At 63.2% G+C, this 15848-nt stretch carries 13 protein-coding genes; 1 reads left to right on the top strand and 12 read right to left on the bottom strand.

What is annotated here, in order from left to right; all coding sequences use genetic code 11:
* Window positions 1–50 precede the first annotated feature (50 nt).
* From trpC to K4A76_RS02025, 3 genes are read right to left on the bottom strand one after another with little or no spacing between them, the layout of a single operon-like run.
* Window positions 51–884 carry an indole-3-glycerol phosphate synthase TrpC gene (gene trpC, locus K4A76_RS02035; RefSeq protein ID WP_274411450.1) on the bottom strand — a complete coding sequence of 278 codons (834 nt, stop codon included), beginning with the start codon at window positions 882–884 and terminating at the stop codon, window positions 51–53.
* Entirely contained in the window at window positions 881–1930 is a 1050-nt protein-coding gene (gene trpD, locus K4A76_RS02030) for an anthranilate phosphoribosyltransferase (RefSeq protein ID WP_029887380.1), read from the bottom strand. Before trpD ends, trpC begins: the two co-directional genes overlap by 4 nt.
* Window positions 1931–1939: 9 nt before the next feature.
* Window positions 1940–2533, bottom strand: coding sequence for an aminodeoxychorismate/anthranilate synthase component II (locus K4A76_RS02025; protein ID WP_274411449.1), 594 nt, complete (start codon window positions 2531–2533; stop codon window positions 1940–1942).
* 367 nt (window positions 2534–2900) lie between these two features.
* On the opposite strand from K4A76_RS02025, the gene estP reads away from it, so the two are divergent.
* The gene (estP, locus tag K4A76_RS02020) at window positions 2901–4790 is read left to right on the top strand and encodes an esterase EstP (RefSeq protein ID WP_274411448.1); all 1890 of its coding nucleotides are present in this window, start codon (window positions 2901–2903) and stop codon (window positions 4788–4790) included.
* A 109-nt stretch (window positions 4791–4899) separates the two neighbouring features.
* On the opposite strand, the gene trpE is transcribed toward estP, so the two are convergent.
* The 9 genes from trpE to K4A76_RS01975 all read right to left on the bottom strand — a co-directional run bounded on the left by trpE (window position 4900) and on the right by K4A76_RS01975 (window position 15794).
* Window positions 4900–6381 carry an anthranilate synthase component I gene (trpE, locus tag K4A76_RS02015; RefSeq protein ID WP_054911831.1) on the bottom strand — a complete coding sequence of 494 codons (1482 nt, stop codon included), beginning with the start codon at window positions 6379–6381 and terminating at the stop codon, window positions 4900–4902.
* 69 nt (window positions 6382–6450) lie between these two features.
* Window positions 6451–7269 (bottom strand): phosphoglycolate phosphatase, encoded by an 819-nt coding sequence (locus K4A76_RS02010; protein WP_029885955.1) that lies wholly within the window; start codon window positions 7267–7269, stop codon window positions 6451–6453.
* The gene (rpe, locus tag K4A76_RS02005; RefSeq protein ID WP_029885954.1) at window positions 7266–7940 is read right to left on the bottom strand and encodes a ribulose-phosphate 3-epimerase; all 675 of its coding nucleotides are present in this window, start codon (window positions 7938–7940) and stop codon (window positions 7266–7268) included. Before rpe ends, K4A76_RS02010 begins: the two co-directional genes overlap by 4 nt.
* 242 nt (window positions 7941–8182) lie before the next feature.
* Window positions 8183–9010, bottom strand: coding sequence for an ABC transporter permease (locus K4A76_RS02000; RefSeq protein ID WP_029885953.1), 828 nt, complete (start codon window positions 9008–9010; stop codon window positions 8183–8185).
* A gap of 11 nt (window positions 9011–9021) precedes the next feature.
* Window positions 9022–10269, bottom strand: coding sequence for an ABC transporter permease (locus K4A76_RS01995; protein ID WP_009685250.1), 1248 nt, complete (start codon window positions 10267–10269; stop codon window positions 9022–9024).
* A gap of 60 nt (window positions 10270–10329) precedes the next feature.
* On the bottom strand, window positions 10330–11364 hold the full coding sequence (locus K4A76_RS01990; RefSeq protein WP_054911833.1) for an ABC transporter substrate-binding protein: 1035 nt from the start codon (window positions 11362–11364) through the stop codon (window positions 10330–10332).
* A gap of 40 nt (window positions 11365–11404) precedes the next feature.
* Window positions 11405–12529, bottom strand: coding sequence for an ABC transporter ATP-binding protein (locus K4A76_RS01985; RefSeq protein WP_274411447.1), 1125 nt, complete (start codon window positions 12527–12529; stop codon window positions 11405–11407).
* 237 nt (window positions 12530–12766) lie between these two features.
* Window positions 12767–13396, bottom strand: a complete 630-nt coding sequence (locus K4A76_RS01980; protein ID WP_274411446.1) for a response regulator — start codon at window positions 13394–13396, stop codon at window positions 12767–12769.
* Window positions 13397–13406: 10 nt separating this feature from the next.
* Window positions 13407–15794 carry a PAS domain-containing sensor histidine kinase gene (locus K4A76_RS01975; protein ID WP_274411445.1) on the bottom strand — a complete coding sequence of 796 codons (2388 nt, stop codon included), beginning with the start codon at window positions 15792–15794 and terminating at the stop codon, window positions 13407–13409.
* Between the last annotated feature and the right edge of the window lie 54 nt (window positions 15795–15848).

The raw sequence follows: 15848 nt of genomic DNA, 5'->3' as shown, positions 1-15848 counted from the left end.
CTCTTGCCGGGCCTGTAAAAAAGCCGGCAATCACGCCGGCTTCATTGCAATCAATCCAGTTGCTGAACAGTTTTCTTCACCTGGTCCGGGAAGAACAGCCGCTGCAGCTCCAGCCCAGGTTGTTCGGCGCGCATGAATGCCTCACCCACCAGGAACGAATAAACGTCGTTGATCGCCATCAGCTCGACATCGGCCCGGTTCAAGATACCGCTCTCGGTAACTGCCAGGCGATCACGCGGTATGCGCGGCAGCAGGTCGAGGGTGGTTTCCAGGCTGACTTCAAAGGTGTGCAGGTTGCGGTTGTTCACGCCCACCAGCGGTGTATCCAGGGTTTTCAGCGCACGCTCCAGCTCATCGCCATCGTGCACTTCTACCAGTACATCGAGGCCGACGTCCTTGGCGGTGGCGGCCAGTTCGGCCAACTTCACGTCATCCAGCGCCGACACGATCAGCAGCACGCAGTCCGCACCCAAGGCCCGCGCCTCGACGATCTGGTAGGGGTCGATCATGAAATCCTTGCGGATCACGGGCAGGGAAACTGCCGCACGAGCCTGCTGCAAGTACTCATCGGCACCCAGGAAGTAGTCCACATCGGTCAGCACCGACAGGCAGGTAGCACCGCCCTTCTCATAGCTGACAGCGATTTCCGCCGGCCTGAAGTCTTCACGGATCACGCCCTTGCTGGGCGAGGCCTTCTTGATTTCGGCAATCACCGCAGGCTGCTTGCGCTTGGCCTGCTCGATCAGGGCATTGGCAAAGCCCCGGGGAGCGTCAGCGGCCTTGGCCAGGCCCTCCAGTTCGTGAAGGCTGACCCGCGCGCTGCGCTCGGCCACTTCCTGGAACTTGCGGGCAATGATCTTTTCCAGCACCGTCGGCACGCTCATGCTTCGTTCTCCACCTTGAATACTGCAGTAAATGCACCCAATTCCTGCAGCTTTTCCCAGGCCAGGCCGGTGTGCAGTACGTCATGGGCCAGTTCCACCCCGGCTTTCAGGCTCATGGCATGGTCAGCGGCGTACAGCGCCGCACCGGCATTGAGCACGATCATCTCGGCAGCTTTCTGGCCGTTTTCAGTCTTGCGGCGGCCCAGTGCATCACGGATCAGTTCCAGTGACGCCTGCGGGCTCTCAACGGCCAGGCCATGCAGGCTCTGGCTTTTCATCCCGAGGTCTTCCGGCTCGACCCAGTATTCGGTGATCTGGTCGTTCTTCAGCTCGGCCACAAAGGTGGGGGCAGCCAGGCTGAACTCATCCAGGCCATCCTTCGAGTGCACCACCAGCACATGCTTGCTGCCCAGGCGCTGCAGCACCTCGGCCAACGGCCGGCACAGGGCCTGAGCGAACACGCCGACCACCTGGTGTTTCACACCGGCCGGATTCGTAAGCGGGCCGAGCATGTTGAACAGGGTACGCATACCCAGCTCGCGGCGCGGGCCAGCGGCGTGCTTCATTGCCGAGTGATGGCTTTGCGCGAACATGAAGCCGATCCCCAGGCTGTCGATGCAGCGGCCCACCTGCGTTGGTGTCAGGTTCAGATAGATACCGGCAGCTTCCAGCAAGTCGGCACTGCCGCTCTTGCCCGACACCGCGCGGTTGCCATGCTTGGCCACTGGGCAGCCCGCCGCCGCCAGCACGAACGACGAAGCGGTGGAAACGTTGAAGATGTTGGCACCGTCACCGCCGGTACCGACGATATCCACCACACCCTCCAGGCTCTGCAGTTCGACCTTGTCGGCCAGCTCGCGCATCACCGATACCGCGCCCACGATCTCGTCGATGCTCTCGCTTTTCATGCGCATGCCCATCAGGAAGGCGCCGATCTGCGCCTCGCTGCACTGGCCTGTCATGATCTGGCGCATCACATCGCGCATTTCTTCGGTCGAAAGATCCAGCTGGCCAACGATACGGCTCAGCGCGCTTTTGATATCCATATTCAATCCTTAGCGGCGGCCGCCGGTCTGCTTGAGGAAGTTGGCGAACAGCTCGTGGCCCTGCTCGGTAAGGATCGACTCAGGGTGGAACTGCACCCCTTCGATGTTCAGCGTTTTGTGGCGCAGGCCCATGATCTCGTCAACCGAACCATCTGCATGGGCCGTCCAGGCGGTCACTTCCAGGCAGTCAGGCAGGGTGTCGCGCTTGACCACCAGCGAGTGGTAGCGGGTCACCGTCAGCGGGTTGTTGAGGCCGGCAAACACGCCGCGGTCGCGGTGGAGTACCGGGCTGGTCTTGCCATGCATCACCTGGCGAGCCCGGACCACGTCACCGCCAAAGGCCTGGCCGATGGACTGGTGGCCCAGGCATACGCCGAGGATCGGCAGCTTGCCGGCGAAATGCAGGATGGCCTCGATGGACACGCCCGCCTCGCTCGGCGTGCACGGGCCAGGGGAGACGACGATCCGCTCGGGGTTCAGGGCTTCGATCTGCGCAATGGTCAGTTCGTCATTGCGAACGACCTTGACCTCGGCACCCAGCTCGCCAAGGTACTGCACAACGTTGTAAGTAAATGAGTCGTAGTTGTCGATCATCAGTAACATGGTGTTAAACCTCTTGAACTTACTGACTTCAAATTCGAACCTCCCTCTGCCCGCCATAGCGGTGGCTGTGCCACTTGAGGGCGAGGAACAGGAAGGCAAACAGGGGCGGGCCGGACTGGCCGGCAGGGGATAAAGTCAGGCGCGCCAACGCCAACGGGCGTGGGCCTTGATTACGCGCATCAAGAGTTTGCTGACGATCAACACAGGGTAGGTCTCGCTCATACGTCACGGCACAGTAGCCTACCGGCGCGGCGGGCGCAATATGCCTGTAAACACGGGGAAACGAATGGACTTGGGAGCGAAGCCCCACGATTTGCTAATGTCGATCAGGTTGTTCTCATAAAAACAAAGAAAAGGATGTTCCGCGATGAGAAAAGCTCCACTTTTGCGCTTTGCCTTCGCTTCATTAGCCCTGGCCTGCAGCCAGGCCTTTGCCACCCCCTCGCCCTATTCCACGCTGATCGTATTCGGCGACAGCCTGGCAGATGCCGGGCAGTTCCCCGACCTGACAGGTGGCACCTCCGGCGCCCGCTTCACCAACCGTGATGCCGATGGCAATTTTGCCCCGGTGTCGCCGATGATCCTCGGTGGCCGTTTGGGCATAGACCCCAATGCGCTGAACCCCTCCACCTCGGTCGGTGTACGCCCCGACGGCAACAACTGGGCGGTAGGGGGCTACACCACGCAACAGATTCTTGATTCGATCACCGAAACCTCCAGAACCGTCATTCCACCCGGCAACCCAGGCGCCGGGACGGTGTTGCGAGAGAAGCCTGGCTACCTGGCCAACGGGCTGCGCGCCGACCCCAATGCCCTGTACTACCTGACCGGCGGCGGCAACGACTTTCTGCAAGGCCTGGTCAACAGCCCGGCCGACGCAGTGGCGGCCGGTGCTCGGCTGGCCGCCAGCGCTCAGGCCCTGCAACAGGGCGGCGCACGCTACATCATGGTCTGGCTGCTACCCGACCTTGGCCAAACACCGAACTTCAGCGGCACGCCGCAACAGAACCCGCTCTCGTTGCTGTCCGGGGCGTTCAATCAATCGCTGCTGGGCCAGCTGAGGCAGATCGATGCCCACGTCATCCCCCTGAACATCCCTGTATTGCTGAGCGAGGCCTTGGCCAGCCCCAGCCAGTTCGGCCTGGCACCTGACCAGAACCTGGTCGGCACTTGCTACAGCGGGCAAGGCTGCGTGGGCAACCCGGTCCATGGCATCGACGGCACCACGCCAGACCCGACCCGGCTACTGTTCAACGATTCGGTGCACCCGACCATCGCCGGCCAGCAACTGATTGCCGATTACGCCTACTCGATCCTGTCCGCGCCATGGGAACTGTCCCTGCTGCCGGAAATGGCGCACGCCAGCCTGCGTGCCCACCAGGATGAATTGCGTAGCCAATGGCAAACGCCATGGCAAGCGATCGGCCAGTGGCAAGCGTTTGTCAGCAGCGGCGCCCAGGACCTGGACTTCGACAGCCAGGGCAGCGCGGCCAGCGGCGATGGCCGGGGGTACAACCTGACCGTCGGTGGCAGCTACCGCCTGAACGATGCCTGGCGCCTGGGGCTCACGGGCGGCGTCTACCGGCAGAAACTGGAAGCAGGCGCGCAAGATTCGGACTACAAGCTCGACAGCTACCTGGCCAGCGCCTTCGCCCAGTACCGGCAGGACCGCTGGTGGGCCGATGCAGCGCTGACAGCCGGGCACCTGGACTACAGCGACCTCAAGCGCACCTTTGCCCTGGGTGTGAACGAGCGTAGCGAAAAGGGCGACACCGACGGTGAAGCCTGGGCGATGTCCGCACGGCTGGGCTACAACCTGGCGGCGGACAGCAGCAACTGGCAACTGGCGCCGTTCATCAGCGCCGACTATGCGCGGGTCAAGGTGGACGGCTACGACGAGAAGAGCGGGCGCTCCACAGCCCTGGGTTTCGATGACCAGGAGCGCACGTCTCGCCGCCTGGGCGTGGGGCTGCTGGGCAACGTGCAGGTGCTGCCCTCTACCCGGCTGTTCGCCGAGGTGGCGCAAGAGCATGAGTTCGAGGATGACCAGCAGGACGTGACCATGCACCTGACCAGCTTGCCGGCGAATGACTTTACCCTGACCGGGTATACGCCGCACAGCGACCTGACCCGGGCCAGCCTGGGGGTAAGCCATGAAGTGGTGGCGGGGGTGCATTTGCGCGGCAACTACAATTGGCGCAAGAGTGATGAGCTGACGCAGCAGGGGGTGAGTCTGGGGGTTAGCGTCGATTTCTAGCTGGCTGGGGCCGCTTTGCGGCCCTTTCGCGACACAAGGCCGCTCCTACAGGGAAGCGCAATCGCCGTGAATGCGATTCCTTGCAGGCGGCAGCCCAGAGGCTAGTGAATTATTTGGCGCAAGTCTGCTCAGCCAAGGCCACCGCACGGAACATCGCCCGGCGCTTGTTGATGGTTTCTTCCCACTCCAGCGCCGGCACCGAGTCGGCAACGATACCGCCACCTGCCTGCACATGCAGCTCGCCGTCCTTGATCACCGCCGTACGAATGGCAATGGCGGTATCCATGTTGCCATTCCAGGCGAAGTACCCCACGGCACCGCCATATACACCACGCTTGACCGGCTCCAGTTCGTCGATGATCTCCATTGCACGGATCTTCGGCGCCCCCGAAAGGGTACCGGCCGGCAGGATCGCGCGCAGTGCATCCATCGCCGTCAGCCCTTCGCGCAAGTGGCCGGTGACGTTGGAAACAATGTGCATGACGTTGGAGTAGCGCTCGATCACCATCTTCTCGGTCAGGCGTACGCTGCCCGTGGAGGACACCCGGCCGACATCGTTGCGGCCCAGGTCGATCAGCATCAGGTGCTCGGCGATCTCTTTGTCGTCCGACAGCAGGTCGTCTTCCAGCGCACGGTCGGCCTCTTCGGTTGCGCCACGCGGGCGGGTACCGGCAATCGGGCGCACGGTGACCAGGTTGTCCTCGACCCGCACCAGCACTTCTGGCGAGCTGCCAACCACGTGGAAGTCGCCAAAATTGAAGAAGTACATGTAAGGCGTCGGGTTGAAGCAGCGCAAAGCGCGATAGAGGTCGATTGGCGCCGCCTTGAAGTCGATCGACATACGTTGTGACGGCACCACCTGCATGCAGTCGCCAGCCAGGATGTATTCCTTGATGCGGCCAACGGCGCTTTCGTAGTCCTCACGGGTGTAGCTGGAGCGGAATGCCGGCTCGGCAGCCTGCGGGCCGCTCAGGTCCAGGCCTCGGCGGGGGGTAATAGGCTGGCGCAGGGTTTCCAGCAAGTCTTGCAGGCGCGCCTGGCCTTGCTCGAAAGCCTGATCTTGCGCAGGGTCTACCAGCACGATGGCGTGCATCTTGCCGGCCAGGTTGTCGAATACCACGACCGCGTCCGAGACCATCAGCAGAATGTCGGGCACACCCAGCGGGTCTGGGTTCGGGCTGGCCCCCAGGCGCTTTTCCACATAGCGCACGCAGTCGTAGCCGAAGTAACCGACCAGGCCGCCATTGAAACGTGGCAGGCCGGGAATGTCGGCGACCTTGTAGCGCTCCTTGAACGTCTCGACAAAGGCCAGCGGGTCTTCGACATCGTGGCGTTCAACCTCGACACCGTCCTGCAGGATGCTGACGTGATAGCCGTGCACCCGCATCACCGTCCGCGAGGGCAGGCCGATCATCGAGTAACGGCCCCATTTCTCGCCGCCCTGCACCGATTCGAGCAGGTACGAGTTGGCTTGGTCGGCCAGCTTCAGGTAGATCGACAGCGGCGTATCGAAGTCGGCCAGGGTTTCGCAGGCCAGGGGAATGCGGTTATAGCCGGCAGCAGCCAGGCGCAGGAATTCTTCGTGGTTCATGAGTAGCCTCGTGGCAAGCAGCAATGGGTCAGGCAAACGGACGGGCCGGCACGCGCCGGCAGGCTGAAGTCAGGCGCGCCAACGCCAACGGGCCAAGGCCTTGATGACTTTCATCCAGAATTTGCCAGTAACCGCCACGGTGGACTCTCTGTCTGCTGAGGCTTGAAGGTCCGCCAACGTTATCCCAGTGGCCGGGTCTGCGCAACCGGGCAGCAATGCACGCAGATCGTCGATCACCAGGCTTGGCGACTCGTCCTTGATGGGCCGGCCATGGTTGTAGCCGTAGGTCAGCCCCACGCACTGCACCCCGGCCGCCTTGGCCGCCTGCACGTCGCTGCGCGAGTCGCCGACAAACAGCGACTGTTGCGGGCTCACGCCCGCCATTTGCATGACGAACAGCAGCGCCGCCGGGTCGGGCTTTTTCTGTGGCAGGGTGTCACCGCCGATGATCCAGCGGAAATACCGGCCGATCTTCATCTGGTCCAGCAAGGGCGCGACGAAGCGCTCCGGTTTGTTGGTGATCAAGGCCATTTCCACGCCCTGCTTGTGCAGCCAGCGCAGGGTGTCCTTGACCCCGGGGTAAACCACGGTGAGCTCATGGCTTTCGGCGTAGGCCTCCATGAACAGCGCCAAGCCCTGTTCAGCCAGCGCATCGTCCACGGTTTCATGCTCGATGCCACCGGCCAGGGCGCGGCGCACAAGCACCTGGGCGCCATTGCCGACCCATTGGCGTACCGCCTCAAGGCCAGCAGGCGGGCGCCCCAGTTCGAGCAGCATGCGGTCCACGGCGGCGGCCAGGTCTGGCACGGAATCGATCAGGGTACCGTCCAGATCGAACATCACCAGCCTGGGGAGCGTCCCCGGAAACAGCTGCTCGAAGCCACTCATGGGCGAGCCTGGGCCAGTTCGGCGCGCATTTTGGCGATGACTTCCTGGTAGTCCGGGGCATTGAAGATCGCCGAGCCGGCCACGAACGTGTCGGCGCCAGCGGCAGCGATCTCGCGGATGTTGTTGACGTTGACGCCACCGTCGATTTCCAGGCGGATATCACGGCCACTGGCGTCGATCAACGCACGCGCTTCACGCAGCTTGTCGAGTGTGCCAGGGATGAACTTCTGCCCGCCGAAACCCGGGTTGACGCTCATCAGCAGCACCATGTCGATCTTGTCCATGACGTACTTCAAGGCGTCCAGGCTGGTGGCCGGGTTGAACACCAGCCCGGCCTTGCAGCCGCCGTCCTTGATCAGTTGCAGCGAACGGTCGATGTGCTGCGAAGCTTCCGGGTGGAAGGTGATGTAGGTGGCGCCGGCTTCGATGAAGTCGCCGATGATGCGATCGACCGGGCTGACCATCAGGTGCACATCGATCGGGGCGGTGACGCCATACTTGCGCAGGGCAGTGCACACCATCGGGCCGATGGTCAGGTTGGGAACGTAGTGGTTGTCCATGACATCGAAGTGGACGATGTCGGCACCCGCCGCCAGTACCTTGTCGACATCCTCGCCCAAGCGGGCGAAATCGGCAGAAAGAATGGAGGGGGCAATAGCGTAGGGCTGCATGGCGCACCTGTTGGCAGAATCACGGTGGCGCGCATTGTAACTCAGGCAACGGGGGTGAGGGCTGATTGGTATCAATGGGTGTCGACCAGTGACCAAAAGCCTTGTAGTGCCTGTACGGGCCCTATCGCCGGCAAGCCGGCTCCCACATGGGATCTCCACAGGTTTCTGCATGGCATGACTCTTGTGCAGAACGCTGTGGGAGCCGGCTTGCCGGCGATAGGGCCCATACAGCTACTGAAAAATCAGCCAGGCTGCTGCGTTCTCAGCTTCTCGCTACGCCCGCGCAGCCACTCCAGGGTCAGCAGCAAGATCACCGAAAACGCAATCAGCAATGTCGCCGCGGCAGCGATGGTCGGGCTCAGGTTCTCGCGAATACCGCTGAACATCTGCCGCGGCAGGGTCGCCTGCTCCGGGCCGGCGAGGAACAGGGTCACAACGACCTCATCGAACGACGTGGCAAAGGCGAACAGCGCGCCCGAAATCACCCCGGGAGCGATCAGCGGCAGGGTCACCCGGCGGAAGGTCAGCAGGGGCGAAGCGCCCAGGCTGGCTGCCGCGCGCACCAGGTTGTAGTTGAAGCCCTGCAAGGTTGCCGACACCGTGATGATGACGAACGGCACGCCCAGCACCGCATGCACCAGAATCAGCGAGGTGAAGCTGTTGCCCATGCCCAGCGGGGCAAAGAACAGATAGCTGGCCACCCCGATGATCACCACCGGCACCACCATCGGCGAAATCACCAGTGCCATCACCAGCGACTTGCCGGGAAAATCACCGCGGGTCAGGCCGATGGCCGCCAATGTGCCGAACACCATGGCCAGCACCGTGGCCGCAGGGGCAACGATGATGCTGTTCTTCAGCGCCCGCATCCATTCGGCCGAGTTGAAGAAGTCCTGGTACCACTGCAACGAGAAGCCCTGCAGCGGGTACACCAGGAAGCTGCCACTGTTGAACGACAAGGGCACGATCACCAGCACCGGCAAGATCAGGAACAGCAGAATCAGGCCGCAAAGAATGCGCAGGCTGTAGAACCACACCCGCTCCACGGGCGACATGTAAGGGCTCAGCATGACAAGGCTCCTCAGCTCAGGCGCAGGCGGCTGGCGCCGACCAGCCAGCTATAGATCAGGTACAGCAGCACGGTCGCCAGCAGCAACAGCCCGCCCAGTGCGGTGGCCATGCCCCAGTTGATGCTGGTGTTGGTATAGAAGGCCACGAAGTAGCTGACCATCTGGTCGTTCGGGCTACCCAGCAGTGCCGGGGTGATGTAGTAACCAATGGCCAGGATGAATACCAGCAGGCAGCCGGCGCCGACACCGGCATACGTCTGGGGGAAGTACACCCGCCAGAAACTGGCGAACGGGTGGCAACCCAGCGAAATCGCCGCGCGCATGTAGCTTGGCGAAATGCCTTTCATCACGCTGTACAGCGGCAGGATCATGAACGGCAGCAGAATGTGCACCATCGAGATGTAAACGCCGGTGCGGTTGAACACCAGTTCCAGCGGCTGGTCGATGATGCCCATGGCCATCAGCGCACTGTTGATCAGCCCGCCCGACTGCAGCAGTACGATCCACGCTGCCACCCGCACCAGGATCGAGGTCCAGAACGGCAGCAACACCAGAATCATCAACAGGTTGCTCTGCCGGGTCGGCAGGTTGGCCAGCAGGTACGCCAGCGGGTAGGCCAGCACCAGGCAGATGGCGGTGATCACCACGCCCATCCACAGGGTGCGGGCAAAGATATCCAGGTAAATGGCCTGGTCCGGGGTAGCCTTGGCCAGTTCGCCAAGGTCATCGATACGGTGGTCCAGCGAAGCCAGCAGGTAGAACGGGGTCAGCGTGCTGGTGTTGCGGCGGATCGCCTGCCAGTAGGCCGGGTCGCCCCAACGTTCGTCCAGGGCCTGCAGGGCATCCTTGTAAGAGGCGGGCTCGCTCTTGAACGGCAATGCGCGCGCCGTCTTGGCCAGCAAGCTGCGGTAGCCGGCCAGTTCCATGTTCAGGCGTTTGGACAGGTCGCCCAGGGTCTGGTTCTTGCGCGACTCGGCCAGGTCCTGGCTCAGCGCCTTGTACACGTCCTCGCCAGGCAGGCTCTTGCCGTCCCACTGGCTGATGACGTCGACCGTGCGCGGCAGGCCACCGACCACCTCCGGGTTGCCGACGCTCTTGTACAGCAGCGCCGCGATCGGCACCAGGAACACCAGCAGAAGGAACAGCGCCAGCGGCGCGATCAGCGCTTGCGCCTTCCAGCGGTTGACCCGCTCGGCATGCTTGAGGCGCTGCTTCAGACTTTGACCTGCGCCTTCTTTGAGTGGCACTGCAATGGCCATGGCAAACTCCGCGATACGAACTGAAATTGGGGCCGCATAGCGGCCCCTTGCGCTGGTCGGTTACTTCTTCGCCGCCCAGGCGTTGAAGCGTTGCTCCAGCTGCTCGCTGTTGTCGGCCCAGAAGGCCACGTCGATCTGCACCTGGTTGGCAATGTTCTCAGGCGTGGTCGGCATGTCTTTCTTCACCTCGTCCGACAGCAGGCTCACTGCCTTGGAATTGGCCGGGCCGTAGGCGATGTTCTCGGAGTAGATCTTCTGCTGCTCAGGCTGCACGCTGAAGGCGATGAATTTCTTCGCCTGGTCGGCATCCTTGGCACCTTTCGGGATGGCCCAGGCATCGAAGTCATAGATGCCGCCATTCCACACCACCTTGAGGTTGCTTTCCTTCTGCACCGCCGCGATGCGGCCGTTGTAGGCCGAGCTCATGACCACGTCACCCGAGGCCAGGTACTGAGGTGGCTGGGCACCCGCTTCCCACCACTGGATGCTTGGCTTGAGTTCGTCGAGCTTCTTGAAGGCGCGGTCCACGCCCTCTTTGGTACCCAGCACCTGGTAAACGTCCTTGGGCGCCACGCCGTCGGCCATCAGGGCGAATTCCAGGGTGTACTTGGCGCCCTTGCGCAAGCCGCGCTTGCCAGGGAATTTCTTGGTGTCCCAGAAGTCGGCCCAGCTGGTCGGTGCGGTCTTGAGCTTGTCCGCGTTGTAGGCCAATACCGTGGACCAGACGAAGAAGCCCACGCCACAAGGCTGGATGGCGCCCGGCACGTAATCGGCTTCGTTGCCGAACAGGGCGGGGTCGATCTCTTCGAACATGCCCTCGTCACAGCCGCGGGCCAACTCTGGCGACTCCACCTCCACCAGGTTCCACGACACGCTCTTGGTATCGACCATGGCTTTGACCTTGGCCATTTCGCCGTTGTACTCGCCTGCGACGATCTTGCCATGCCCGGCCTTTTCCCACGGCTCGTAGAACGCCTTGACCTGGGCGGCCTTGTTGGCCCCGCCGAACGAGACCACGGTGAGGTCTGCGGCCATGGCCTGGCCGGCGGTGAACAGCCCCAGGGCCAGGGCGGTCAGTTTCAACTGCTTGCGCATTCTTGTTCTCTCCACAGTACAGGGTTGGTGAAGCAATCCATCAATGGGCTTCGGCAATCGGATCGAGCGCGCGGGCGTGCTCCACCTCCCAGCCCAGCGGTACCACATCGCCCACGGCCAGGGCCGGGTCGAGTTCGGCAATGGGCTGTTTCACGAAGAAATCGCCCTTGCCGCAAACTTCCAGGCGCACCCGCACGTGGTCGCCCAGGTAGATGAACTCCGCCACCCGGCCCGAGAAGCGGTTCGCGCAGCTTTCACTGTGGCCGTTCAGGCGTACCCGCTCGGGGCGGATGGACAGGGTGACCGGTTCGCCGGCCTGGCCGACATTCACTGCCAGTGCCTCGATCCGCTCGCCGCGCGGCAGCTGCACCTGGCAGCGCTTGCCGTCGCTGGCCAGCAGCGTGCCGTTGAGGCGGTTGTTCTCGCCGATGAAATTGGCGACGAAGGTGTTGCAGGGTTCCTCGTACAGCGTGCGCGGGTCGGCGATCTGCTGGATCTCACCCTGGTGGAATACCGCCACCCGGTCAGACATGGTCAGCGCTTCGCCCTGATCGTGGGTCACGTACACCACGGTCACCCCCAGGCGCTGGTGAATGTGCTTGATCTCCATCTGCATGTGCTCACGCAGCTGCTTGTCCAGTGCCCCGAGCGGCTCGTCCATCAGCACCAACTGGGGCTCGAACACCAGCGCCCGGGCCAACGCCACGCGCTGTTGCTGGCCGCCAGAAAGCTGGCCGGGGTAGCGCTTGGCAAAGGCATCCAGTTGCACCATGTTCAGCACGCGCTTGACCCGTTCGCTGATATCGGTCTTGCTCAAATTGCGTACGGTCAGCGGGAAGGCCAGGTTTTCCGCAACCGTCATGTGCGGGAACAGCGCATAGTTCTGGAACACCATGCCGATATCACGCTTGTGCGGCGGTACATTGTTGATCGAGCGCCCGGACAGGTGGATTTCCCCGGCGGTAGGGGTTTCGAACCCCGCCAGCATCATCAGGCTGGTGGTCTTGCCGGAGCCAGAAGGGCCAAGCAGGGTGAGGAATTCGCCCTTGCGGATATCCAAGTTAAGGTCTTTGACGATCAGCGACTCGCCGTCGTAGCTCTTCTGCACACCACGGAAGCTGACCAGCGTTTCGCTGGTTGCAGCGTTCGACTTCGCCTCGCTCATGCCTGCACCTTCTTGTTGGATGACTGCGTGGGCAAAGCGTAAAAGAGGCGCAAGCGCCGGAAAATCGGGGGTGCTGAGAGAATGCCATCATCCGGATGGAAGATTTGATGTAGGGATTGCCCTACAAGGATGGCGCGTTCAGAACAGCCTTGCCCCTGGGGGGCTGCCTTGTGTCTCGATGGTGCGCGCAGCGGCCCGAGAATTCCCGCTGCACCGCAGATACCGCCGGGGTCGCAATCAGACCAGCTTGTGCTCCATGGCGTACTTCACAAGCTCCGCCAGCGAGTTCACCTTCAGCTTCTGCATCAGCCGCGCCTTGTGTGTACTGATGGTCTTGCTCGACAGCGCCAGTTGCTGGGCAATGTCATTGACGTTGGCGCCCTGGGCCAGGCGCTCGAACACGGAAAACTCCCGCTCCGAGAGCAGGGTGTGCAACGGCCGCGACTCGGTCAGGCCCACTTCGAACACCATGCGGTCAGCCAACGCCGGGTCGATATAGCGCCCGCCAGCAGCCACCCGGCGAATCGCCGTCAGCAGTAGCGCCGGGTCACTGTCCTTGGTGGCATAGCCCGCCGCACCGGCCTTCAGCGCCCGCGCGGCCATTTGCGCCTCGTCATGCATCGACAGCATCAGGATCGCCGGCGCGTCGAACAGCGCGCGAATCCGCGGGATCGCCTCCAGCCCGCTCACGCCAGGCATCGAGATATCCAGCAGCACCACTTCGCACGGCGTATGCCGCAGGGTCTCGAGCAACTGCTCGCCATTCCCGGCCTCCCCCACCACCTGCATGTCCTTGGCCAGGCTAATCAACTGCTTGATGCCTTCACGGACAATGGTGTGGTCTTCGGCCACCAGCACTCGAATCACGTTTGCTCTCCTACTCCAACGGTATGGCCACGCTCAGGCTGGTGCCCTCGCCCGGCTGACTGTCCAGCACCATGCTGCCGCCCAACATCAGTACCCGCTCGCGTACGCCGACCAGGCCAAACGAGGTGGGCCGGGTCTGCTCACGGCAAAAGCCCTGGCCATCATCACTGACTGTCAGGCGTAACTGCCCGCCCTGATGAACCAGCTCGATTTCCACGCTGTGCGCCTGGGCATGGCGCATCACATTGGTCAACGCCTCCTGCAGAATGCGGAACAGCCCGGTGGCCTTGGCGTCACTCAATGCTGGCAGATTATCCGGTACCTGCACCAGGCAGGGGATTTGCGTACGGGCTTCGAAGCGCCTGGCCTGCCACTCGATGGCCGAGGCGATGCCCGCGTCGAGGATCGGCGGGCGCAGGGCAGTGGCCACATCACGCACCAACTGGAACAACTGGGCGATCAAGCGCTTCATGCTGGCCAGGCGCTCGTTGAGCCCCGGGTCCAGCTCGGCAAACGCCAGCTCGCACATCGACACTTCCAGCTTGAGCACGGTCAGCATCTGCCCCAGCTCATCATGCACTTCGCGGGCGATGCGAGCCTTCTCTTCCTCGCGCACGCTTTCCAGGTGGGCCGACAGCTCGCGCAGCTGCTCCTGTGACTTGGCCAGCGCCAGTTCGGCGCGCTTGCCCTGGGTGATATCCCACACCACGCCGTCCCATACCACCTGACCGTTGCCCAGGTGCCGGGTACTGGCCTTGATGTCGGCCCAGCGCTGTTCACCCTGGCGGGTGAGAATACGTCCCTGCCAGGACCAGTCCTGGTCGCTGGCCAGGGCCAGGTCCTGGACCCGGTGGTAATCGGCGCGGTCATCGGGGTGTACCAGGTTGCGCAGGCCCATTTGCGGGTGCTGGATCTCGCTGGGCGCATACCCGACCAGGGCCTCGCTACCTTCACTGATATAGGGGAACTCCAGCTCGCCCTCGGCCGGGTCCCGCTCCAGGCGGAACACCAGCCCCGGCACGTTGCCGGCAATGCCCTTTAGCCGCGCCTCGCTTTCGCGTAAAGCCGCCAAGGCCCGGTGCCGTTCGGTAACGTCGGCCAGGTACACCACCAGGTACTCCGAGTCGCGAAAGCGCAAGAAGCTCAACGACAGCTCGACCGGCAGCAAGCTGTGGTCCGCGCGCTTGCACTGCGCCTCGAACTGACCTACACCGCCAGCCCCGGCGCGGGCGCCTTTCCACAGCTCCAGCCAGCGGTCCATGCTCAGGCTCGGCTCGAAGTCGCTCAGCGGCCGCTCCAGAAGCTCGCCTTCGGCATAACCGAGCATGCGTTCAGCGGCGTGGTTGGCGTACCGGACATGGCTGTCCCAGTTGACCCACAGAATACCCACCGTACTCTGGTCAATCGCGAACTGGCTCAGGCGCAGGGCCTCTTCACGCACCTGGCGCTCCACCAGGCTTTCCCGCGCAGCCAGCAGGCTGCGCTCCAGCTGGCGCTGTTGCCGGCGTTGCCATAGCAGGGTAGCCAGGGCGCACAGCAGCAGCAGGCCGAACAGCAACGCCAGGTTCTGCCAGAAACCGGGCGACTCGCTCAGGCGCGGGTACTTGGGCTGCAACCAGCGCTGGTGCAGTTGCTCCAGCTCCTTGGCAGGCAGGGCCTGCAAGCCTTGTTCGAGCACATCGGCCAACACCGGCCAGTCACGCCGCGAGCCCAGCCGCAGCAACTGCGGCAGGCCAATATCGCCCACCACGGCCAGCTCACCGAACTCGCTCTCGCGTGACAGGCGGCTGAGTTGCGCCTCGTCCAGCACGGCGAAGCTGGCCTGGCCGCCCACCACCAGTTGCAAGGCCTCGCGCTCGCTGGGCACCCCCTGCAGGTTCAGGTTGCTGTAGTTACCGCGCAAGTACTCTGCCAGTTGGCTGGGCATGCGCACGGCAACGCGCTGCTCGCGATCGAGCTTTTCCAGCTCCACCGCCATGGCCCCAGTGCGTGGCCCTACCACCAATTGCGGCACGCGCATGTACGGGTCGCTGAACAACCACAGGCGCAGGCTGGCCGGGGTCTGGGTAAGGCCGGGAGCGAAGTCGATTTCGCCGTTCTGCAGGGCATGCTCCAGGCTGGCCTGGTCACTGAAGTGGCGCCAGGTCAGGTCCAGGCGCAGCACGTGTGCCAGGTTGCTGACCAATTCGACGTTGGCACCGTACAACTGCTGCAGGCGCCGGTCGAATTGAGCATAGGGCGCTTGCAGCACCAGGCCCACACGCAGGCTCCGGTGCGCGTCCAACCACTGCTGCTGGGCCGGCTCGAGCGCAACAGTGGCCGGCGCCTCGGGCCGGGCAAATGCAATCAAGGGCAGCCACAAGCAGCCGATAACCAACAGGCGACGCACTCGCTTCATCTATACGCTCGTCTTGGCAAGGCGGCCATGCAGCATGGCCGTCACGGGCAAATA

Source organism: Pseudomonas sp. NEEL19 (genome assembly GCF_028751975.1).
Taxonomy (GTDB): Bacteria; Pseudomonadota; Gammaproteobacteria; order Pseudomonadales; family Pseudomonadaceae; genus Aquipseudomonas; species Aquipseudomonas juntendi.
Note: the sequence above shows the minus strand (reverse complement) of the source record. Positions and strands in the feature narration are given on the sequence as shown.